Origin of the sequence: Acinetobacter sp. C32I (genome assembly GCF_023702715.1) — a bacterium.
GTDB lineage: Bacteria > Pseudomonadota > Gammaproteobacteria > Pseudomonadales > Moraxellaceae > Acinetobacter.
The window spans coordinates 3,486,818-3,508,530 of the sequence record NZ_CP098480.1 but is presented as its reverse complement, the minus strand read 5'-3'; the positions used below and the strand labels follow the sequence as shown (position 1 = coordinate 3,508,530).

Here is a 21,713-nt window from a genome sequence, read left to right as displayed (position 1 = left end):
ATGAATCTCGCTGCTTTTGAAGCATTTGTTAAAGTCATGGAAACCGGTTCAATTTCTATCGCAGCAGAACAATTATTTATTACCCAACCCGCAGTCACGAAGCGGATTCATAGCCTAGAAGACTACTTCGGGGTCAAACTGTTTGAATCTGCCGGCCGGGGCATTCAACCTACTCATGCCGCACATTCTCTATTACCTAAAGTCCGGACTTGGCTGAATGAATTAGGGGAAATTCATCATACCTTGAGTCATGAACAAGCGCAGGTGCAAGGCCGTTTAAAGATTGGTACCAGTCATCATATCGGTTTGCATCATTTGGCTGAACCGCTGAAAAACTTTGTGCAGCATTATCCTCAAGTGACCTTGGATGTGCATTTTGTCGATTCAGAACAAGCCCATGAACTGGTTTTGGCCGGTGAGCTGGAACTGGCATTTTTAACCTTACCGCCAGCTGGGGATGATCGACTGAATTATGTGACCATCTGGAATGATCCATTGGTGTTTGTGGCTGCGCCCTTCCACCCTTTGGCACAGCAACCCCAACTCAAACTTGAAGACCTGATTAGCTACCCAAGTTTGTTACCTGCTGCACAAACCTATACCAGTCAGATCACTTTGTCTGAATTTGAGCGGAATGGCTTAAAACCGAAAATCACGATGAGCAACAACCCTTTGGAATCCATTCGAATGTTGGTCTCAATTGGTCTCGGCTGGTCAGTGTTGCCAAAAACCTTGGTCAATCAGGATTTAAAACAGCTCGATTTAAAACTGGATATGCAGCGTCAACTCGGTATGGTTTGGCATCCTGCACGAATTCAGTCTAAAGCGGCTGAGGAATTGATCCGTATGATGCATGTCGGTTAATCTCAGGATTAGTCTCCCCCACCGCCACCACAACTGCTGCAACTACTACAGCTATTGCTACTACTGCTGCAACTTGAAGAGGATGACGAAGATTGTGCCTGCATATATTGCGCATAATCCTTGGTCATCAATTCTAAATTAAAATACTGCCCATCCTGCCAGTTTAAGGCCTGATCAATGGCAAATAATCTCGGCAACAACGTGGTATTTCTTGGCTGATAGGCATGTAAACCACAACTGTTTCGCCACGCCGCAAATAACTGTTGTGTTTGCTGCGTGGACGTTGTACTGGCATCATAGGGACGATGATGTAACTGCCGACCGATAAGCTGTTCACATAAATCTTGGTACTGCATTGGAAATTCCAGCATGACATGCCATAACGAATCAACTGCATGCGAAGGCATGGCATAGGCCTGTTTTTGCATAACATGCAATGCCAAATAATCCTTAAATCCAGCTTCGATCAATTGCCGTTGTTTTAGCCCCAGTTCTGGATAATAGAATCTGAATTTATTCCAAAAAATCGGATCGAATTTGAATTGCTCAATCTTTTGTAATTTTTTAGATTTAGAACGCGCAAGCAAGGCAAGATTCAGCACTATCACTGCCCACACAAAGGGCAAAATGACCCATGCGGTAAAAAACTGTTGCTGCCAACTGTACATTAAGATCAAGACGAAGAGCGGGAGCGCGATCCATCGTATTTTGATCATGGGCTGTTGTCGTTTTAATTGCAGTAATGCATCGATTGAAATAGAAGTCTGTGCTTCCTGATTTATTTTTATTTTCATACAGTGATCTTAAAAATAAATGATGACATTAATATGACAAAAAAAACCTCCCAATAGGGAGGTTTAATCAAGATTATTTGATCTGCAATAAATGGCGAATTTGCTGCGCCATTTGCTGAACATCCAAGAGGTGGTGTGGAATCGTCATCGACAATAATTGATCTGAGCGGTGACGGCGATCAACCTCAAGCATGACATGGGTTTGGTGTGGTTCAGCCACAAAAGATACTTCCACTTCATTGAAACCACTGAATAGGCTCGAAGAGACAAATTCAAGTTCTTGGTAGCAGCCAATGGTCGATCTAAAGTTATGTGCAGTCAGTTGGCCTTTTTCCACATCCACAGTGGATAATACAAATCCACATTGCTGCATGGCTTGTAAAAACATGTGCATGGCAGGTGTTGGCAGGACGCTTAAATAATCACGATCCGTTGCATCCACGCCCCAATCTACATCCAGACGGGTATTGATCCAGACCCGTGTTCCGTTACGACGGCAAGAAACTTCGGTAATCGGTGTTTCATGTGGGATTTCCATGGTGAAAGGAATATTGTGCGATTGATTTGCTGGCAATGAAAAATTAGCACTGATTAACCATTGATCCAAAACCAAAGGCTGATTAAATTCATGATCGCCGGACTCTACCTCCGCCATGGTCATTAATTGCAGATAGAGGCCTTTAATTTCTTTATCGGTTGAGCCTCCTTTAAAGTTAATCTCACCGCGTAGTGTCTCCCCTGCTTGTAAGGTTGAATTAAACAAACGGGTTTCCAGCGTGACACCTTGCAGGCCTAAGCCTGACATAATTTTGCTAAACATTTGTGTTTTTTCTCTCAAATCATCACTATTTTTATGTCTGTCCAAACAGACCTATTATTAAAGGGCATCATCGCCAGCGAGCTGAATCTGACCATCCGCTACGGCATTCATGAATTGCTGATAGTCATTTAAATTACGCTCAGCTGACTGGATCGCATAATCCTGTAAAACCTCAACGATCGTACTGCCTTCGCCTAAATACCCCATCAATACATCCGCATTGCCGGCTTTAGCATGCGCATGGGCTAAAGCGAGACCACAACTTTCCGCATATTCATAGAAATATTCATCATCCATATCGGCAAGATCAACTGAAATTTTCATATCTCGTAACTGTCGAACATGAAAATCTTGTTTTAAGTTGGAAAAACCCAAGAAGATATCGCTGGCCGCTTGCATTAATTGCTGACCATGAATCACCCGCTCGCCTTCATGCGCAACCTTGTCTTTAAACAGCGGACTAAGAATAGACGGATTGGCTTCTTTCATTTGTAAGATCAGCGGTTCACGGTCTGCATCTTCAAATAAGGCAATTGCTGAGCGGGTTCCAACACTGCCAACCCCCACCACTTTGATTGCCACATCGGTGCGTTGATAACGATCAAACAATACCTGTCGGTCGTATTTCAATGAGTTACGATAGCGTTGAAAAAACTCATCGACCTGTTCAGCAAAGGGTTCATCTGCCTTGGGGTGCCACAGTAAAGGAGCATCATCAATAAAATGCCGAAACCCTGTTTCACCATCTTGTTGAGTCAGCTTAGGTAACACCGAATGTGCATTGCGCTTTTGGGCTGAATCCAAATGCTTGGCACGTTTCTTTCTCAGTTTTCGACATTCGGTATTTTCTAATAAAGTAGTGGCATCAACCTTTTCATACCAAACTTGCAATGGGGATAAGGCCATATTTTCAAGTAAGTGTTTGCGATAGCTATTCAGCATGGTTTTAATGGCTTTTAAGCCGCTGCGCTCTCCCAAGCCAATGTCTTTGGCCGCAATCACAAAACTGGTCACCAGACGTTTTAAATCCCACTCAAATGGTGCAACCAAGGTTTCATCAAAGTCATTGATTCCAAATAACAGGTTACGTTCAGGGCTGGCAAAACCGCCAAAGTTGCTTAAATGGCAATCGCCACAAATTTGCTGAAACAAGCCTGAATTGTGTTGTTCCCATACTTGGTCAAACAGCATTAGCGCGGGCATACCACGATAGAACGTAAACGGCGAGACACTCATCCGCTTGGCACGAATCGGCTGTAATTGTACTAGGCGTCCTTGATTGCTCCAATCATAAAGCGTTAACGCAGTGGTACCTTTGGGACGTACTGAAAGTTGAGCCAAGTTTTCACGTGGAACTTTTTTTCGTTGTGTCTTACCTAATTGAAAGCCTTCGCTTTTGCTCAATAACTTGCCTTGATAGCTATGTCGTGTGAGATCAATACTCTCTGCGGTCCAGAGTTGTTTTGGTAATTTGATTTGTTGTTTTGTCATAACACCCCCTATAAATCCAGTAGTGTTATAGCAATAATTTGAGTGAATAGGATAATGATTTTTTTAATTTTTTAGCATGATTAGACCACTGCCAAATATTCCATTTCATCAGAACATATTTGGCAGCAAATCAAAACCTTAAATCGACCAGTCTTGAATGTCCCAAGCCTGCTGTTGCGCTAGCTTTTCTAAACGATCATCTGGATTGACCGCAATCGCATGGGTGGCATATTCAAGCAAGAAACGATCATTGATTGAATCAGAATAGGCCCATGACTCAGACACGGACCGACCAGCCAACCACTGATCCAGACGCGCAAGCTTGCCTTTTTGATAGCATGGAATCCCTGTGACCTTGCCCGTATATTGTCCATCCACCACTTCTGCATTGGTGGCAATAATCTCGGTAATGCCAAATTCACGGAAAATCGGTGCAGTAATAAAGTCACTGGTGGCGGTAATGCCAACAATGGCATGACCAAGATCTTGATGCTTTTTAATCGCATCGAAGCCTTTAGGTCGCATCTGCGGACGAATGACTTTCTGCATAAACAACTGATGTAACTCAGTTAAATAGGCATTGTCGTGTTTGGTCAGGAATTCGAATACAAACTCATTATAGGCAATCGGGTCAAGCTGCCCTGCTTTATAGTCTTCATAAAACTTGTCATTCATTTGGCGATGATGAACTGGATCAACCAAAGCCTCATTGACCAAAAACTCTCCCCAAGAATGGTCAGAATCGGTATTTAACAGCGTATGATCTAAATCAAACAAAGCCAATTGCATAGAATTTCTCGTTTAAACTGAAAATTAAGAAAAAAAATGTAAATCTATCTCCGCTAGTCGATAGAAATTCGTTAAGATCATAGCAATTTTTAAACATTTTACTTTGACCTTTTTCGAGTTGGACAAGAAGAGTGACTGTCCCCGAGATCAAAGTCAACGATATAGACAAAATTTAGGTAGCCAAATGATCGACTCAGAAGGTTTCCGACCCAACGTCGGGATCATTTTGGCAAACGATGACGGACAAGTTTTATGGGCAAAACGCATTGGTCACAATGCTTGGCAATTTCCACAAGGAGGGATCCAATTTGGTGAAACCCCTGAGCAGGCACTTTTTCGTGAACTGAGAGAAGAAGTCGGTTTATTGCCCGAACACGTCCAAATTATAGCGCAAACAAAAGGTTGGCTGCGTTATCGTTTGCCACATCGGTACATTCGGTCAGATTCAGATCCGGTATGTATTGGACAAAAGCAAAAATGGTTTTTACTGAAGTTAACGGCCTCGCCGCATCATATTCAGTTAAACCTATCAGACCCACCCGAGTTCGATGAATGGCAATGGGTGAGTTACTGGTACCCATTGGGTCAAGTGGTCAACTTCAAACGTGATGTTTACCGTAAAGCCATGATGGAATTATGTTTACAACTACCTCAGCGTTAATTGTCAAAGAATCATCACTTTAAGCAATGATTTTTGACAATAGAGCTGTTATAACTAGGCCTATAACGATTCAATAAATTGGAGTAAACATCCATGTCAAACATGCAACTCGACACGCTTAGACGCATTGTGCAAGAAATCAATGCGTCCGTCAGTTTGCATGATTCCTTGGACATTATGGTCAATCATGTGGCCGATGCCATGCATGTCGATGTCTGTTCAATTTATTTATTGGACGAACGTAATCGTCGCTACGTGTTGATGGCCTCTAAAGGATTAAAACCCGAGGCGGTTGGCACGGTATCACTCAGTGTCGGCGAAGGTTTGGTTGGCTTGGTTGGTCAACGTGAAGAAATCGTCAACCTCGACAATGCCCCTAAACATGAGCGCTTTGCTTATCTACCTGAAACAGGTGAAGAGCTGTTTAACTCCTTCCTTGGCGTTCCAGTCATGTATCGCCGTAAGGTGATGGGTGTATTAGTGGTTCAAAATAAAGAATCACAAGATTTTAGTGAAGCGGCCGAATCCTTTTTAGTGACCTTGTGCGCACAGCTTTCTGGTGTGATCGCTCATGCACATGCGGTGGGCAACATTGATGTATTCCGTAAACCCAGCAATGGCCCCAGCTATAAAACCTTCCAAGGCGTGTCGGGTGCAGGCGGTGTGGCCTTAGGTCGTGCCATCGTTCTTTACCCCCCTGCTGATCTCGCTGCAATTCCTGACCGTGAAGCAGAAGACATCAGCGATGAATTAGAATTACTCGATCAAGCCATTGCAGCAGTTCGTCTTGAGATCCAATCTTTAGATGACAAAATGCAAGATTCACTCATGTCAGAAGAACGCGCCTTATTTAGCGTGTTCTTACGTATGCTAGATGAAAATGCACTACCGAGCGAAATTAAAGATCATATTCGGGTCGGCAGTTGGGCACAGGGGGCTGTACGCAAAGTCATCGACAAACATGTGGCACTGTTTGCCCAAATGGAAGATGACTACCTGCGCGAACGTGTCTCTGATTTGAAAGATCTTGGGCGTCGAATCTTGGCTTGCTTGCAAGAAAATGATACCAGTCACCGTGAACTCAGCCCAGACAGCATTTTGATTGGCGAAGAGATCAGCACCGCAGCCTTGGTGGAATTACCCGTGGATAATATTGCGGCGATTGTCACTTCTGAGGGTGCGGCCAACTCACATATGGTGATTGTTGCACGCGCCTTGGGCATTCCAACCGTGGTCGGGGTAACCGAGTTACCGATTACCACGCTGGATGATATCGAAATGATTGTGGATGCCTATCAAGGCCGTGTTTTCGTCAATCCACCGCGTCGTCTACGTCAACGTTATAAAGAAGTGCAAAAAGAAGAAGAGCAAATCGCCAAAGATTTGAAGCAATACGAAACCAAAGATGCAATTACCCCAGATGGCGTGTCAATTCCTTTATTCGTCAATACTGGTTTGATGATTGATGTGGTTCGTGGTGTACAACGTGGCGCCAAAGGTGTAGGACTCTATCGTAGTGAAATTCCGTTCATGCTACGTGAACGCTTTCCAGGCGAAGAAGAACAACGCGCCATCTATCGCCAACAGCTCAGCCATTTTGCCAACAAACCTGTGATTATGCGTACCCTCGATATTGGTGCGGATAAAGACTTGCCTTATTTCAGTATCGAAGAAGAAAACTCGGCTTTGGGTTGGCGTGGCTTACGCTTTACCCTTGATCATCCTGAAATTTTCTCTGCACAAATTCGTGCCATGCTGAAAGCCAGTATTGGTCTGAATAATTTGCATATCTTATTGCCAATGGTGACCAGTGTCAGCGAAGTCGAAGAAGTGCTGTATCTGTTAGAACGTGACTGGATTGCGGTACAAGAAGAAGAGCAAGTCAAAATCACCAAACCTAAAATCGGGATTATGGTTGAAGTACCAAGTGTACTGTTACAGATTGATGAGTTTGCCGAACTGGTTGATTTCTTCTCGGTGGGTTCTAACGATTTAACCCAGTACTTACTGGCAGTCGATCGGAACAATCCGCATGTCGCCAACGTCTACTCGCATTTCCACCCATCGGTATTACGTGCCTTAAAACGTTTGGTACAAGACTGCCACGAACATCAAAAACCAGTCAGTGTCTGTGGTGAAATGGCGGGTGATCCATTGTCAGCCATTCTACTGATGGCAATGGGCTTTAATACCCTTTCCATGAGCTCAAGCAACATTCTCAGAGTACGCAAAGCGATTTGTCATGTGCCGATGAGTGATGCCAAAAAACTGTTGGATGATGTGCTGCAAATGAACAATCCACTGGTGATTAAAAGTTGGCTTGAACATTATTTCAAAACCCATGGTCTTGCCGATATGGTCAAATCCAATCGTATGCTCAATGTCTAAACAAGACATTGTGATCTAAGACCAAACATAAAAAAGGGCGATACTTTCAACAAGATCGCCCTTCTTCAATACATAGGCTTATTTTGCTGAGCGCAGGTAAATCTGTTGTTTGCCACCATTCAAGGTCACGCTTGGAAATTGACGATCATAATCAATCACAATCGCATCTTTGCCAGTTAAATTCTTGGCATCCGATTGCCACGTGACATAATATTTGATTTGCGCATCCTCACGGACTGGCGGCTGAATGCGCTGACGGTGATCCGCAGGCACAGTAAAATCAACTGTAAATGGCACTTGAGAGATTTGAACTTTTTGCTGCTGAATCAAGGTTGCAGGCACATCTGCAATCTGACTGTCCACGGCATATAGGCTCACTGTGCCCTGCTGTGGCGCAACTGCATAAGCACCTTGCCCAACAAACTCAACCTTCAAGGAATTTGCCTTAATCTCATCTTTTTGTGGCATGGAAGTACAACCTGCTAAAACAGTTAAAGATAACCCGAAACTCAATGCTAATTTTTTCATTCTTTTCAGCTCTCCAAATAAAAGCCCAAAATAACATAGCAAGCGCAAAAATCTTAAGGGTTTACATATTTGCTACTGAGCCCCTGCCTTCTGATACCAAGCAAAGTAGGCTGAAAAATCCCAGCATTTTAACTGTACTCACGCAATAAGGAGATCAAATTAAAGACACAGCAAAAACCATAATTGAAACCGATCTAGGCCTTTTTACATAACTCCAACAGGTAAAATCGGCTTTTATTTCAACACAACATAGAGTTTTTACAATCACTAAATCCAAACCGATATTCACTCCCCCTAAAACCAAGCAAGGCAGTAAGTCTTTATTTTTTATTTGGCTTTTATCTTTTTTTAACATTTTTCATATCCACAAATGCATAGCTCATGTTTAAGATTTAGACAGCTTCAATCGAATAAAGCATTTATGACATCAACTTTAATCCATTGGAAAAAAAGCTTTCATCAACCTAGAGTAAAAATACAAAGGATGCGAACTTTATCATTGCAAATCCATTTAGGCATCTGACCTTTCGATACCCATTTTGCACTTGATCCAGTTCCACATTCATCTCTTAGAACGGTAATAGACAGTCAGGGTGGCTTGGTTCACGAGTCATCATGATGGAGATAGAACATGAGCCAAGACGACACATTAAAAACCAATACAACTTCTTCGGGACAATGTCCTGTTCTACACGGTGGCAATACAGAGATCAGTAGTGGCCCAATGGCATGGTGGCCAAATGCCTTAAATCTCGATATTTTAAGTCAACATGATCATAAAACCGATCCAATGGATCCAGACTTCGATTATGCCAAAGCCTTTTCAGAATTAGATCTCGAAGCCGTCAAACAAGATTTACGTGAACTGATTAATACCAGTCAAAGCTGGTGGCCTGCCGATTGGGGCAGTTATATCGGCATGATGGTACGTACCGCTTGGCATCTTGCAGGAAGCTACCGTAAACAAGATGGGCGTGGCGGTGCCAATACAGGTAACCAACGTTTTGCACCCTTGAATAGCTGGCCAGATAACGTCAATACCGATAAAGGCCGTCGTTTACTTTGGCCGATCAAGCGCAAATATGGCAACAAAATCTCATGGGGGGACTTGATTGTCCTTGCGGGAACCGTTGCTTATGACGTCGCAGGTTTAAAAACCTTTGGTTTTGCTGGTGGTCGCCTTGACATCTGGCATCCAGAAAAAGATGTGTACTGGGGCAGTGAGCATAAGTGGTTAGATGCCACTAAAAACCGTTATGAAAATGACCAAGACCGTAGCTCACTTGAAAATCCTCTCGCTGCAGTACAAATGGGCTTGATTTACGTCAACCCTGAAGGCGTTGATGGCGTTCCAGACCCGTTACGCACGGCACAAGATATGCGTACGACCTTTGACCGCATGGGTATGGATGATGAAGAAACCGTGGCGTTGACCGCAGGTGGTCATACGGTGGGTAAAGCTCATGGTAATGGTAAGGCGGAAAATCTGGGTGCGGATGTTGAAGGTGCAGATGTTGAATTCCAAGGCTTGGGCTGGCACAACTCGGCGGGTACAGGGAATGCTGAAAACACCATGGTTAGTGGTATCGAAGGTGCGTGGACCACACATCCAACCAAATGGGATAATGAATTCTTCTATTTATTGTTCAGCTATGATTGGGAACTGCGCAAGAGTCCTGCGGGCGCACATCAGTGGGAACCTATCAATATCAAAGAAGAAGATAAACCTGTAGATGCACACAACCCGAATGTACGTCGCAACCCAATCATGACCGATGCCGATATGGCACTCAAAATTGATCCTGAATATCGCAAAATTTCTGAACGCTTTTATCGTGAACCTGCTTATTTGGCAGAAGTGTTTGCACGTGCTTGGTTTAAACTCACCCACCGTGATATGGGACCAAAGAGCCGCTACTTAGGTACAGATGTGCCTGCTGAGGATCTCATTTGGCAAGATCCAATTCCAACTGTAGATTACACCTTAACGGATGCAGAAATTGCTGAACTCAAAGCAAAATTACTTGCAAGTGGTCTAACTGCCGCAGATTTAATTAGCACCGCTTGGGACAGTGCACGTACTTATCGTGGTTCTGATTATCGTGGTGGTGCCAACGGCGCACGTATCCGTTTAGCACCGCAAAAAGACTGGATCGGCAATGAGCCTGAACGCTTACAAAAAGTGTTGAACGTACTGGAATCCATCCAAGCGAGTTTAACTAAAAAAGTCAGTATCGCTGATCTAATCGTATTGGGTGGTACGGCTGCGGTTGAGCAAGCGGCGCATAAAGCAGGCGTACAAATTACGGTTCCATTTGCAGCAGGTCGTGGTGATGCTACAGCGGAACAAACGGATGTCTATTCATTTGAACCTTTAGAGCCACTGCATGACGGTTTCCGCAACTGGCAAAAGCAGCATTATTCTGCAACACCAGAGGAATTATTATTGGACCGTGCACAACTCATGGGCTTAACTGCTCCTGAAATGACGGTATTGGTCGGCGGCTTACGTGTATTGGGTGCCAACTATGGCAACAATCCTCAAGGCGTCTTGACGGATCGTGTTGGGGTACTCAGCAACGATTTCTTCGTAAATTTAACGGATATGCAATACAACTGGAAACCAACAGGTCGTAATAGCTACGACATCGTTGAGCGTAACAGTGGTGCTGTTAAATGGACTGCGAGCCGTGTAGATCTAGTGTTTGGTTCAAACTCGATTTTACGTTCTTATGCAGAGGTTTATGCACAAGACGACAATAAAGAAAAGTTTGTCAAAGACTTTGTTAAAGCATGGGTTAAAGTCATGAATGCAGACCGTTTTGATCTTGCATAAGCCCTAAAATAAGCTTTAAGATGAAGATCCTGCAAAGGGTCTTCTTTTTTTGCAGTCAATAAAATCAATTCAGATGATTAGAACAACAATGATGCAAAATCAATTAGAGCAACTGATTCAAAGCCATAATATTATCTTGTTCGATGGCGTGTGTGTGCTGTGCTCAGCATGGGCAGATTTCATGATCAAGCATGACCAACACTGCCAATTCAAACTGGTTTCAGTGCAATCCAATATCGGACAGCAACTCCTCACCTATTGCCATCTTCCTACTGATCATTTTGAAACAATGGTCTTACTGGAAAATGGTCAATGTTATACCGAATCGACGGCCTTTGTTCGTATTATGCAGCGACTGGATTTCCCTTATCGCAGCTTGAAATATGCCCGTGTTGTGCCTCAAACCATCCGAGATTTTGCTTATCGTCGTATCGCCTTAAATCGCTACCGCCTATTTGGTCAAACCGAGCAATGCTATCGAGTGACGCCTGAAACCCAGCAGCATTTTCTATTGGATGAAGTCTTAACATGAATAGCCAAAACCAAACGATTCAACAGATCCTAAGGTTTTGTCAGTGGATTATTGCCGTCCTTTGGATATATCAGGGGCTGATTCCCAAACTCATATTTCAGGTTGAAGGTGAACAGTATGTTTGGCAGCAACTCCATATGCCTACGCCTTATATTGGCTGGATGATTTCCTTGTCTGGTCTTGCCGAGATCATTTTTGGTAGTCTGTTTTTATTTTTAACGCATAAATATTTGCATTGGCTCAGTATTATTAGCCTGATAGGACTCTTTATTTGCGTTTTGTTGATTTATCCCAATCAAACCTATCAGGCCTTTAACCCTGTGGTCATGAATATGGCACTTGCAAGCCTTTCTGTGATTTCACTGTGGTGTATCAAAGCACTACAAAATGCTAAGCACGAATAAAGTGGCCTTCACGAATACAATAAAACGGATTGACCAATTTTGAAGAGGATTTCATGGCTTGCTGCAGTTCATGCTCAGGTGCATCACGATCTTCATCGGTCAGTTGAAAAGTTCGATAATGAATCGCCAAGGAACGATGGGCATGCAGATCTAAATGGGCATGAAATGCATCTTGTGGATTCATATGCACATAACGCATGAGCATACGTGGTTCATAAGCGCCGATCGGCAATAACGCTACTCGCGCATCGCCATAACGCTCATGGATCTGCTTAAAGTGCGCTGCATAACCGGTATCACCCGCAAAGAAACAGTGGCCTGTTTTGGCAAGCAAAGAAAAGCCGCCCCACAGCGCCCGATTCTGATCTCGAACCCCTCGCCCAGAGGTATGCTGTGCAGGTGTATAGGCAATCTTCAATTCATCATGAAATGGAATTTCCTGCCACCAATCCATCTCAATCACATGTAAGTGCTTTGGCAAATAATAGCCATTGCCCAAGCCCGTATAAATCGGCATTTCGAATTTTTGATGTAACCATTCTAAAGTCGCCAAATCCATATGATCATAATGATTGTGGCTTAGCAACACCCCATGAATGGTTGGGAGGTGTTCTAGGGCAATCCCCGCAGGACAGACACGGCGTGGGCCATTGCCCTGCTTCGGACTGACATACTCACACCAGACCGGATCAGTCAGGAAATTATAAGCGCCGATCTGAATAAGCACCGTCGCATGCCCTACAAACCAAATTTGCCAGTCATTTAAATCGGCATGTGGTCGATTCTGCGGTAGCTCCAGCATGTGGTTACGCAAGGTCCATTCATGTGAACGGTCCACCTTCCAGGTAGAAGACTGTCGCGTCGCTAACCACTTTAGCAATCCCTTACGATCGAAAGGCGTTAACGGTTTCTGCAAATTATAGAAGCGGTCAATCCCACAATGATCAGAAGCCTCATGTGGAAAAGGAGGTTTCCCCCAAGTATGGCTCAAGCAAGATTGTGTCGGCAATTGATAGGTTAATGTCGGCTTATCTTTCATGTAGGTCTTCTTTGGTGGAGTCTCATCGCATGAGGTGGCTGAGGTAGATCCTGTGTCATCTCTGGATTATTGTGAACGCGATAGTCTTTTAAATCATGATGATTTTTTTACTGTTCTCGTTTTATTCCAGTTTCTAACATTGGTCTTTGATCCTAACATAAGCTTATCTCTTATGTTGATTTTCTCGTGCCGAGTCAACACAATTTTACCGAATTAATAAGGCATGCTGACAATTCAGTCCAAAGCAGAAACCACCTCTTTTGCGCTATTTTTTATATTTTAGAAAAAAGCATATTGTATATAAAACAAGCTCAGATATAATGCGCCAAACGTATGATTTTCTCATGATCATCAGCAAAACAATAATAAGACATTCTTAGGCCCATCTTATGGAATTACGTCATTTACGCTATTTCATTACCGTTGCTGAAGAGCTCAGTTTCAGTAAAGCTGCTCTCAAACTACACACGGCGCAACCCTCTCTCAGCCAGCAAATCAAAGACCTTGAAGATGATGTCGGTGTGCAACTGTTACATCGTACCAAGCGTAAAGTGGAATTAACCGATGAAGGTCAGGTGTTCCTCGAACAAGCTCGCCTGACCCTAACACAGGCAGACAAAGCGGTCACTATGGCACGGCAGGTTGCTGCGGCCAAAGTGCAATGCTTAAAAATCGGTTTTGTGCCCTCTGCTGAAATTCGCATTTTCCCTTATATCTTGCCACGTTTAAGAGTCCGCCTGCCCAAACTGCAAATTCGAACGCTCAATCTCAAAGAAAGCGATCAAATCAACAAGCTTAAAAAGGGTGATTTAGACCTGATTTTTATTAATCAAAAATTTGAAAATGACGCATTTTCAAGTCAATTGGTACTCAAAGAGGCTTTGGTGTTTATGCTGCCGAAACAACATCTTTTGGCACAACATGCACAGATCAACATTGCCCAATTACAGGATATACCCCTGACCATTTTAACGCATAAGCTGTCTCAGCCTTTGGCCCGAATCATTACCCAATACATTAAACAGCAGCAGATTCATTTTCAAAGCATCGATGAAGCCAACAACATTGCCGAAGCGATTCAAGCGGTGCATTCAGGGCAGCGTTGTGCCATTTTACCCGCCTATATCCAAGCGCTAGCCACCGACCAAATCGTTGTCAGAGCTCTCAGCCACCCGCTGCCCTGTCTGGATGTGTTTATCAGCTATCCCAAACAGAACCCAAGTGATGCAACACAACAGTTCATTGAAGAAATTCAACGTGTATTTGCATTCGATCACATCAACGATCTCAAATCTGAACCGCGAATATAAAAAAGCCGAACGAATCGGCTTTTTTATTGAACGAATAGACGTTCAGCTTAAGCATTACTAAAAAATTCAGCAAATTTCTGATAGCTTGGTCGCTGTTTAATGTTTTCTAAATAGTGCTCAATTACAGGGTGTGATGCAATATCACCCATTTTTAGCTGCCAAAATAACATTGCAGCAACCGTGACATCCGCGGCCGTAAATTGCTGACCACATAAATAGGGATCAACTTCACTAAGACCTTGCACAAAGGCATTATAAGCATCTTGATAATCACCATACCCCACAGAGCCTTTCTGATCGGGTTTCACCTCAACACCGAGCATTTTATTGGTTGAAGCAGCTTCCCAAGGCCCAGAAATAAAGAATAACCAGCGATAATATAGACCACGCTTTGGATCATTCAGTGCGGGTGCCAAGCCTTTATCCGCAAATTTATCGGCTAAATAAGCACAAATTGCATCAAGTTCATACACCACCACATCACCATCGACCAATACGGGTACTTTGCCAAATGGATTGATTTTTAAATATTCAGGCGCTTTCATCTCAGTTTGAAAAGCAACCTCAATACGCTCGCATTCAATGCCAAGCTCGATCAGCAGCCAGTCAACAACGACGCCACGTGAAAAACTATTGGTATAAAGTTTAAGTGCCATTTTGATATTTCCTTGGTGAGTTATTCTTATTTCAATGTAATTGTTTTGATTGTCAGTTTTTGTCAGTAGTGTCACGACACATTTCCTGTGCCCACCATTGCTGAAATAACTGTTGTTTGAATTGCGGGTACAGCTCCTGACTCAAGTTCAGCGCCCGAATCCGATCAATACGGAAGTGACGAAAACTTTTACGTAGCTCACACCATGCCGCTAACACAATCCGATCATTAAAATAACCTAACGCAAATGGCCACAAAATACGAGAACTGACGCGTTGTTGTTCGTCGGCATAATCAACCAAGATTTTGACTTGCTGACGAATCGCCAAACGCACTTGCTCCACCAATGTTTCATCGACAGGTAACCAGACATTGATCGATCTTAAAGTGGTTTGTTCAAGTTGCTGCTGACAATGCTCAGGCAGTACCGCATTGAGCTTTGCCAATACCGAAGTTGAGGCCGATTTCAAAGCCAGATCAGGAATATCATTCAACCAATTCAGCGCCAAAAAAATCGCTTCGATCTCAGTTTCATTCAATGTCATCGGCGGAAGCAGAAAATCTTGTTTCAGTTGAAACCCTAATCCTGCAGCAGCATCAATACATACGCCCTGTTCACGCAAAGTTTCGATATCACGATAGACACTACGCTGACTGATCTGCAAACGCTCAGCCAACACCTGTGCGGTCACGGGATAGCGATATTCTCTAAGCAGCTGTAATAGATTGAGCAAACGGATTGAACGGCTCATGTTGTCCCTATTGTTATTATGGATGATGGGAATGCGAACACTCCCATCATTGTCGTTTCATATGATGTGGATGGATTAACTCTCGGTTAAGGCTGCCACATTCAGCACACTTTGCAAATAAGCATGCAGCTCCTGCACATTGTGCGCGATGGTGAGTGGCTGAAATTGCTGCAAGGTTTCAATGCTATGCACCCCATAACTCACACCAATCCGTGGCATATTCAGATTTTGCGCCATTTCCAAATCATAACTGGTATCCCCCACCATAACAGCACGGTCAGCAGCGACATCCAGTTCAGTCAAAATTTGCTGCAACATCAGCGGGTCTGGTTTGGATTTGGTTTCACTGGCTGCACGGGTAATATCAAAGATCTCATCACTATTGGTTTGTGCCAAAACACGGTCTAAGCCCTTACGGCTTTTGCCTGTTGCCACTGCGAGCTTTAAACCTTGCTGTTTTAGATCAGTGAGCAGCTCAGCAACACCGCTAAACCACGCATCCCCTTTGGAGTTTGCCACATAGTGATCTGCATAACATTGCAAAATATCTTGCTGTAAATGCGGAACTTGTGGAAACAGGATTTGCATGACTTCGGGTAAGCCGAGGCCAATAATACTTTTTGCCGCATCATCCGTCAGCGGTTGTTCAAATTGCTGTGCTGCATATTGCAAGCTTGCCACGATTTGCCCAACCGAATCGAATAAGGTGCCATCCCAATCAAAAATCACCAGTTCGATATTTTGACTCATTTCTGCTTTCTCAACTGATCGATCACCTGTTGCATATCTTCAGGCATAGGCGCTTCAATGCTTGGATAATTGGGAATGTCTAAACGCATGGCATGTAGGCACAAACGGCGTGCTTCTGGACCGGTATAGGCCGTATTGTGCCCATATTTATCGTCCCCAACTAAAGGATGACCAATACTGAGACCATGCACACGAATTTGATGGGTACGCCCCGAAAGCGGTGATGCATGCACCAAAGTCGCGGCTTTAAAACGCTCAACCACTTTCCAATCTGTCTTACTCGGCTTCCCCTCTTTAGTGACACGGACACGACGTTCACCATTGGCCAGCTCATAACGCAATAACGGCGCATCAATCATTTGCTGATCCAGACTCACTTGACCTTTGACAATTGCCGCATAGGTTTTTTGGATTTTATGCTCACGCAATAAGTCTTGCAGTAATTTTAAGGTGCTGCGCTTTTTACTGATCATCACCAAGCCAGAAGTATCACGGTCAATCCGATGGATCAGTTCCAGATATTTTTTACCTGTTGCAGCACGCATGGCCTCAATCAAGCCATAGGCCACACCACTGCCGCCATGCACGGCAATCCCTGAAGGTTTATTGACAACTAATAACCCTTCATCTTCATACACCACACGGCTGAGTAGGCTTTGTGCCACGCCATCACTGACTGGTGCCGCAGTTTCATCCTTTTGTTCATAGCGGATTGGCGCAACCCGAATCTGGTCGCCAATGTTTAAACGTGTTTCTGCTTTTATTCTTTTTTTGTTTACGCGTACTTGTCCTTCACGAATCAAACGATAGATTCGACTCTTCGGTACACCTTTTAATCGGGTAAATAAAAAATTATCTATTCGCTGCCCGTCTTGATGCTCATCCACGTCAAACCAAGTGACACTTTGCCATTGTTGTGTAGAATTCATACGCTCGATTAATCCAAGATTTGCTAAATATGATTAAAAAATGATCATTTAGCTAAGTTATTTCACAAGAAACCTAAACTTAGCCCATAGGCAGATGCTGCAAGGTTTGATATATTCAGCGCACGGATACCGCCGTAAGTGAGCATCAAATCAGAAATTTTATTTAGATAAAATTTTCAATCGATGAGATATTCACCAACAGCTCGGATAGGTCCTAAAGAATTATGCCGACGCCGAAGGCTTATTATATCGGCAAAATGGCAAACTGTTGCGTTTAATTGTGCATCAGCACATACAGTTTGTTCAGAAAAAATATGTCGCCAGCAATTTGCTGGTTATTAAACGTAAACTGATCCACATCAGACAATTTGCTCCCTGATGTCGCATTCAGGCTAAAGCGTTGATGCATTGGAACTGCCAAGCAGAGATACGATGATCATTCCGTATCGAGACTTCCAGATGGATCGACTTCAATGCTTAATGACAGTGAAAGTCACCATCCAATGCACCGCTCACCCGCCAGTGAAGCGCACAGGAAACTTTGATTATGTCGGATCTAGTGATATTTCACAGATGTAAGACATGCCATGAAATATCAACGGATTCCAGATTGAAGCAATATTGCTGACATCGAAATAACCGTATCAGAGCCCAACTGGATATTTACAGTTCGTGGTTTCAGAGCGACCTACACAACGTTGCTTCTGAGTCTTGATCGTGCCAATGAGATGTTTGCTCAAAAATATTGGGCTTGTTGTTTGTGTGCATCACTATTAGGTGTCACACCCATGAAACGTATGTTGATTAATGCAACCCACGCCGAAGAAGTTCGCGTTGCACTTATCACTGGTAATCGTCTTTACGATTTCGATTTAGAGAATCGTACACGCGAACAAAAAAAATCAAATATCTATAAAGGTCATGTCACTCGCGTTGAGCCGTCTTTAGAAGCGGTTTTCGTTGAGTACGGCGCACAGCGTCAAGGCTTTTTGTCTATGCGAGAAATTGCAAACTCGTATTTCAAAGCTGACCCTCGTCAAACTTCAAATATTCGTGAACTCATTACTGAAGGCACTGAATTACTGGTTCAAGTTGAAAAAGAAGAGCGTGGCAACAAAGGTGCTGCCCTTTCTACCTTTATTTCACTTGCAGGCCGTTACTTAGTTTTGATGCCGAATAATCCGAAAGGTGGCGGTATCAGCCGTCAAATTTCGGGTTCAGTACGTGAAGAACTGAAAGAAATTTTAGCCTCTTTAAATGTGCCACGTGGTATGAGCGTGATCGTTCGTACTGCGGGGATTGGCCGTACCCAAGAAGAGTTACAACTCGACTTACAACACTTACTTGACCTTTGGGCACAAATCCAAGGTTCAGCGAGCTCTGGCCCATCACCAATGCTGGTTCATCAAGAAGCAGGTGTGGTGACCCGTGCGATCCGTGACTATTTACGTGATGACGTGGCTGAAATCCTGATTGATAGTGAACAAGCCTATAACGAAGCCTATAACTTCGTAAAAGCAGTGATGCCACGTCAATTAGACAAATTAAAAACCTATACCTTGAATGAGCCTTTATTCGCTCATTTTGGGATTGAAAGCCAGATCCAAACGGCTTATGAACGTGAAGTAAAACTGCCTTCTGGTGGTTCAATCGTGATTGACCAAACTGAAGCCTTGGTTTCAATCGATATTAACTCGGCGAAATCAACCCGTGGTCATGATGTTGAAGAAACGGCATTAAATACCAATTTAGAAGCAGCTGAAGAAATCGCACGTCAACTGCGTTTACGCGATATCGGTGGTCTCGTTGTGATCGACTTCATCGACATGACCAAAGACCGCAACCAGCGTATGGTGGAAGCGAAATTACGTGAAGCAACGCAAAGCGACCGCGCACGTATCCAGTTCGGTCAACTGTCACGTTTTGGTCTGATGGAAATGAGCCGTCAACGCCTACGTCCTTCGTTAGAAGAAGCGACAGGTTACGTTTGCCCACGCTGTCATGGCACGGGTATGGTACGTGACTTACGTTCGCTCTCACTTTCAATTATGCGTAAGGTTGAAGAAATTGCCTTACGTGAACGTCAAGGTGAAGTTCAAGTCGAAGTCCCTGTGGAAATTGCGGCCTTCTTATTGAATGAAAAGCGCCACAGCCTAGTTTACCTAGAGCAAACCTCAAATGTACGTGTGACCGTATTGCCTCACCCGCACTTGGAAACACCACATTACCAAATCCAGTTCAATCCAGATGGTTTTGCGCCTTCTAGCTACGAACGTACTGAAGCAACCCGTTCTAGCGAAAAAGAACTGGGCTATGAATCTTCAGACTGGCATTTAGAAGATGCCGAGCATCACCATGCACCTGCTGCACAAAACCAAGCTGCTGCACCACAGAAGAAAGCGGCTCAGCAACAAGCTGCGCAAGCAAAACAAACTCAAGCAAGCACACAAAAGTCAGCAAGTCCTTGCGCTTGGTTAGAGAACTTATTTGTTCAAAAACAAGCACAAACCACAGATCAATCACGTTCTGCACAGAATGCAGCAGCCGCGATTGAGCAAATGGTCAACAATGGCGCAGTAAGCCGTGGTCAGTTTGGTCAAGTCAACGCACCTGTTGTGACTGAAACTGCTGCACCTGCCGCAGCAAACAATGCCTATATTTCACAAAATCCTGTGAAACAAGAAGCACGTGAAAGTTTTGAAAAAGACGAGAAATCACATCGTCCGAATCAAAACCAGAAGAAGCGCAAGCACAAAGAGCAACGTGAACAACACGCACATGCACATGAACAACAAAATCAAGTACATGAAGAAGTGGTTCAACTGTCACGTCAAGAACAGCGCCAAGAGCAACGTGAGTTAAAGCGTCAACAAAAACGCCAACAACCGCAAGAGTCTCAAAACCAGCAACAGCATCATGATGCTCAAGGCAATGAGTCTGCACCGTTACCACGTCGTGACCGTAACCAGCAACGTCCAAATCGCCCAAATCGTCATCGCGATCAAAGCGTATTGAATGAAGCTCCTGCGACAACTGAAGCACCAACAAATCCACAACAGGTTAAAGTGGATGTGGTCGATGCACCTCGTAGCGAACCGATGAGCACAGCACTTGTTGTGAATATTGATCAAGGGCAAAGCGAAATTGTTGCATTGACGCCACAACAGACCAATGCGCCAGCGACAAAAGCAGAAGTTGCAACCGCTGCTGTTGTCGAAAAAGCTGAGAAAAAACCTGCAGCTCAAGCAGAACCTGTGGTTGCCAAAGAAGCACCTGCTGCGGCTGTAGAAGAGGCAGCTCAAGCACCAGTGAAACGTGCCAGCAATGACCCACGTTCACGTCGTCGTCAACGTGGTCATCAATCAGCTCCGAAAACAGTTGCACCAAAAATTGCACCATCGCAAATTCCAGCGTTGGGTCAATACACCTTGGGTAGCTTGATTCGTCATGTCTATGGTGAAGACTGCACCATTCTGATTGAACAGTTTGGTTTGATCACCACCTTTAACCGTGCCCTACAAAAGTTTGCTGAACAATATGCAAGCTCTTTAGTGGTAGAAACCGTGGTTGAGGAAGAAAAGCGTCCTGTAACACGTGATGCTGAGCTTCCAAGTCAAAAGCCGACTGAAGAAGCTGAACCAGCGCCAGTGTTGGCATTAACACCACCTGAAGCTGCAGCGATTCGTGTTGCCAATGATCCGCGTGAGCGTCGTCGTTTGGCTAAACTTGCTGCGGAACAAGCAAAAGAAGCACATATTGCATCGACTGCTGCTCCAGCACCTGTTGAAAACACTGAAACGAAAGAAGAAGTGAAACCAGCAGAAACAACGATTGTTGCAGAAGAAACGGTTGTAGCTGCACCTGAGCAACAACCCTTAGAACTTGCTCGTACCGATGTTGCCGCAGAAGCAGAAGTTGTACCTGTTGAAGTTGAAGCCGTTGAACCTGCTGTAATTGCTGAGGTTGAGGCCGCAACTGAAACTGTTGCAGAAGTTGCACCTGTTCAAGCTGCTAAAAAAGCTGAACAAAAGCCAGCAGCAACAGAAGCAGAACTAGAAGATGAAGCAGCGAAAGCGGAAAAAGAGAAATCTAGCCGCCCTCGTCGTCCGCGTGGCCGTCCACCTAAAAAAGCCACAGCTGAGTGAGTAATTTGCTAAATTGCACTCAATAA

19 protein-coding genes are annotated in these 21,713 nt (G+C 44.1%); 8 read left to right on the top strand and 11 right to left on the bottom strand.

Going from position 1 to position 21,713, the window contains the following annotated elements:
* Positions 1-864, top strand: coding sequence for a LysR family transcriptional regulator (locus NDN13_RS16720; RefSeq protein ID WP_033133252.1), 864 nt, complete (start codon positions 1-3; stop codon positions 862-864).
* A gap of 8 nt (positions 865-872) precedes the next feature.
* On the opposite strand, the gene NDN13_RS16715 is transcribed toward NDN13_RS16720, so the two are convergent.
* From NDN13_RS16715 to NDN13_RS16700, 4 genes are all read right to left on the bottom strand, one after another.
* On the bottom strand, positions 873-1,658 hold the full coding sequence (locus tag NDN13_RS16715; RefSeq protein WP_251116263.1) for a UCP032817 domain-containing protein: 786 nt from the start codon (positions 1,656-1,658) through the stop codon (positions 873-875).
* A gap of 73 nt (positions 1,659-1,731) precedes the next feature.
* Positions 1,732-2,478 (bottom strand): sporulation protein, encoded by a 747-nt coding sequence (locus tag NDN13_RS16710; protein ID WP_251116262.1) that lies wholly within the window; start codon positions 2,476-2,478, stop codon positions 1,732-1,734.
* 57 nt (positions 2,479-2,535) lie between these two features.
* Complete coding sequence (locus NDN13_RS16705) at positions 2,536-3,969, bottom strand: DUF2252 domain-containing protein (RefSeq protein WP_251116261.1); 1,434 nt, start codon at positions 3,967-3,969, stop codon at positions 2,536-2,538.
* Between the two features lie 138 nt (positions 3,970-4,107).
* Entirely contained in the window at positions 4,108-4,758 is a 651-nt protein-coding gene (locus NDN13_RS16700; protein WP_251116260.1) for an HAD family hydrolase, read from the bottom strand.
* Positions 4,759-4,942: 184 nt separating this feature from the next.
* Between NDN13_RS16700 and NDN13_RS16695 the strand changes: the two genes are divergently transcribed.
* Positions 4,943-5,419: an RNA pyrophosphohydrolase gene (locus NDN13_RS16695; protein WP_004656060.1), complete on the top strand. Its 477-nt coding sequence runs from the start codon at positions 4,943-4,945 to the stop codon at positions 5,417-5,419.
* Between the two features lie 93 nt (positions 5,420-5,512).
* Complete coding sequence (gene ptsP / locus NDN13_RS16690) at positions 5,513-7,807, top strand: phosphoenolpyruvate--protein phosphotransferase (RefSeq protein ID WP_251116259.1); 2,295 nt, start codon at positions 5,513-5,515, stop codon at positions 7,805-7,807.
* A 78-nt stretch (positions 7,808-7,885) separates the two neighbouring features.
* On the opposite strand, the gene NDN13_RS16685 is transcribed toward ptsP, so the two are convergent.
* Together NDN13_RS16685 and NDN13_RS16680 are read right to left on the bottom strand one after the other, a co-directional pair.
* Positions 7,886-8,335 (bottom strand): hypothetical protein, encoded by a 450-nt coding sequence (locus NDN13_RS16685; protein ID WP_251116258.1) that lies wholly within the window; start codon positions 8,333-8,335, stop codon positions 7,886-7,888.
* 154 nt (positions 8,336-8,489) lie between these two features.
* Complete coding sequence (locus NDN13_RS16680) at positions 8,490-8,690, bottom strand: hypothetical protein (RefSeq protein ID WP_251116257.1); 201 nt, start codon at positions 8,688-8,690, stop codon at positions 8,490-8,492.
* Positions 8,691-8,966: 276 nt separating this feature from the next.
* Between NDN13_RS16680 and katG the strand changes: the two genes are divergently transcribed.
* From katG to NDN13_RS16665, 3 genes are all read left to right on the top strand, one after another.
* Positions 8,967-11,171, top strand: coding sequence for a catalase/peroxidase HPI (gene katG, locus NDN13_RS16675; RefSeq protein ID WP_251116256.1), 2,205 nt, complete (start codon positions 8,967-8,969; stop codon positions 11,169-11,171).
* A gap of 91 nt (positions 11,172-11,262) precedes the next feature.
* The gene (locus NDN13_RS16670; protein ID WP_251118256.1) at positions 11,263-11,703 is read left to right on the top strand and encodes a thiol-disulfide oxidoreductase DCC family protein; all 441 of its coding nucleotides are present in this window, start codon (positions 11,263-11,265) and stop codon (positions 11,701-11,703) included.
* Entirely contained in the window at positions 11,700-12,107 is a 408-nt protein-coding gene (locus tag NDN13_RS16665) for a DoxX-like family protein (RefSeq protein ID WP_251116255.1), read from the top strand. Before NDN13_RS16670 ends, NDN13_RS16665 begins: the two co-directional genes overlap by 4 nt.
* Here NDN13_RS16665 and NDN13_RS16660 read toward each other — a convergent pair.
* On the bottom strand, positions 12,094-13,146 hold the full coding sequence (locus NDN13_RS16660; protein WP_251116254.1) for an MBL fold metallo-hydrolase: 1,053 nt from the start codon (positions 13,144-13,146) through the stop codon (positions 12,094-12,096). The two genes, NDN13_RS16665 and NDN13_RS16660, sit on opposite strands and share 14 nt — an antisense overlap.
* 389 nt (positions 13,147-13,535) lie before the next feature.
* Between NDN13_RS16660 and NDN13_RS16655 the strand changes: the two genes are divergently transcribed.
* Complete coding sequence (locus tag NDN13_RS16655; RefSeq protein ID WP_251116253.1) at positions 13,536-14,456, top strand: LysR substrate-binding domain-containing protein; 921 nt, start codon at positions 13,536-13,538, stop codon at positions 14,454-14,456.
* 47 nt (positions 14,457-14,503) lie between these two features.
* On the opposite strand, the gene NDN13_RS16650 is transcribed toward NDN13_RS16655, so the two are convergent.
* The 4 genes from NDN13_RS16650 to NDN13_RS16635 all read right to left on the bottom strand — a co-directional run bounded on the left by NDN13_RS16650 (position 14,504) and on the right by NDN13_RS16635 (position 17,542).
* The gene (locus NDN13_RS16650; protein ID WP_251116252.1) at positions 14,504-15,112 is read right to left on the bottom strand and encodes a glutathione S-transferase family protein; all 609 of its coding nucleotides are present in this window, start codon (positions 15,110-15,112) and stop codon (positions 14,504-14,506) included.
* A gap of 52 nt (positions 15,113-15,164) precedes the next feature.
* Entirely contained in the window at positions 15,165-15,863 is a 699-nt protein-coding gene (locus tag NDN13_RS16645) for a helix-turn-helix transcriptional regulator (protein ID WP_251116251.1), read from the bottom strand.
* A 75-nt stretch (positions 15,864-15,938) separates the two neighbouring features.
* Entirely contained in the window at positions 15,939-16,613 is a 675-nt protein-coding gene (locus NDN13_RS16640; protein WP_251116250.1) for an HAD-IA family hydrolase, read from the bottom strand.
* Complete coding sequence (locus tag NDN13_RS16635; protein ID WP_251116249.1) at positions 16,610-17,542, bottom strand: RluA family pseudouridine synthase; 933 nt, start codon at positions 17,540-17,542, stop codon at positions 16,610-16,612. The genes NDN13_RS16640 and NDN13_RS16635 overlap by 4 nt, the downstream gene beginning before the upstream one ends.
* A 788-nt stretch (positions 17,543-18,330) precedes the next feature.
* Here NDN13_RS16635 and NDN13_RS16630 point away from each other — a divergent pair.
* Positions 18,331-21,687 (top strand): Rne/Rng family ribonuclease, encoded by a 3,357-nt coding sequence (locus NDN13_RS16630; protein ID WP_251116248.1) that lies wholly within the window; start codon positions 18,331-18,333, stop codon positions 21,685-21,687.
* Positions 21,688-21,713: the final 26 nt, after the last annotated feature.

What these genes read in the sequence shown, in the direction of transcription:
- ptsP (WP_251116259.1), top strand. Translation starts at nt 5,513, where the DNA reads ATGTCAAACATGCAACTCGACACGCTTAGACGCATTGTGCAAGAAATC.
- NDN13_RS16720 (WP_033133252.1), top strand. Translation starts at nt 1, where the DNA reads ATGAATCTCGCTGCTTTTGAAGCATTTGTTAAAGTCATGGAAACCGGT.
- NDN13_RS16645 (WP_251116251.1), bottom strand. Translation starts at nt 15,863, where the DNA reads ATGAGCCGTTCAATCCGTTTGCTCAATCTATTACAGCTGCTTAGAGAA.
- NDN13_RS16680 (WP_251116257.1), bottom strand. Translation starts at nt 8,690, where the DNA reads ATGTTAAAAAAAGATAAAAGCCAAATAAAAAATAAAGACTTACTGCCT.
- NDN13_RS16700 (WP_251116260.1), bottom strand. Translation starts at nt 4,758, where the DNA reads ATGCAATTGGCTTTGTTTGATTTAGATCATACGCTGTTAAATACCGAT.
- NDN13_RS16705 (WP_251116261.1), bottom strand. Translation starts at nt 3,969, where the DNA reads ATGACAAAACAACAAATCAAATTACCAAAACAACTCTGGACCGCAGAG.
- NDN13_RS16660 (WP_251116254.1), bottom strand. Translation starts at nt 13,146, where the DNA reads ATGAAAGATAAGCCGACATTAACCTATCAATTGCCGACACAATCTTGC.
- NDN13_RS16630 (WP_251116248.1), top strand. Translation starts at nt 18,331, where the DNA reads ATGAAACGTATGTTGATTAATGCAACCCACGCCGAAGAAGTTCGCGTT.
- NDN13_RS16685 (WP_251116258.1), bottom strand. Translation starts at nt 8,335, where the DNA reads ATGAAAAAATTAGCATTGAGTTTCGGGTTATCTTTAACTGTTTTAGCA.
- NDN13_RS16715 (WP_251116263.1), bottom strand. Translation starts at nt 1,658, where the DNA reads ATGAAAATAAAAATAAATCAGGAAGCACAGACTTCTATTTCAATCGAT.
- katG (WP_251116256.1), top strand. Translation starts at nt 8,967, where the DNA reads ATGAGCCAAGACGACACATTAAAAACCAATACAACTTCTTCGGGACAA.
- NDN13_RS16670 (WP_251118256.1), top strand. Translation starts at nt 11,263, where the DNA reads ATGCAAAATCAATTAGAGCAACTGATTCAAAGCCATAATATTATCTTG.
- NDN13_RS16650 (WP_251116252.1), bottom strand. Translation starts at nt 15,112, where the DNA reads ATGGCACTTAAACTTTATACCAATAGTTTTTCACGTGGCGTCGTTGTT.
- NDN13_RS16655 (WP_251116253.1), top strand. Translation starts at nt 13,536, where the DNA reads ATGGAATTACGTCATTTACGCTATTTCATTACCGTTGCTGAAGAGCTC.
- NDN13_RS16695 (WP_004656060.1), top strand. Translation starts at nt 4,943, where the DNA reads ATGATCGACTCAGAAGGTTTCCGACCCAACGTCGGGATCATTTTGGCA.
- NDN13_RS16640 (WP_251116250.1), bottom strand. Translation starts at nt 16,613, where the DNA reads ATGAGTCAAAATATCGAACTGGTGATTTTTGATTGGGATGGCACCTTA.
- NDN13_RS16710 (WP_251116262.1), bottom strand. Translation starts at nt 2,478, where the DNA reads ATGTTTAGCAAAATTATGTCAGGCTTAGGCCTGCAAGGTGTCACGCTG.
- NDN13_RS16665 (WP_251116255.1), top strand. Translation starts at nt 11,700, where the DNA reads ATGAATAGCCAAAACCAAACGATTCAACAGATCCTAAGGTTTTGTCAG.
- NDN13_RS16635 (WP_251116249.1), bottom strand. Translation starts at nt 17,542, where the DNA reads ATGAATTCTACACAACAATGGCAAAGTGTCACTTGGTTTGACGTGGAT.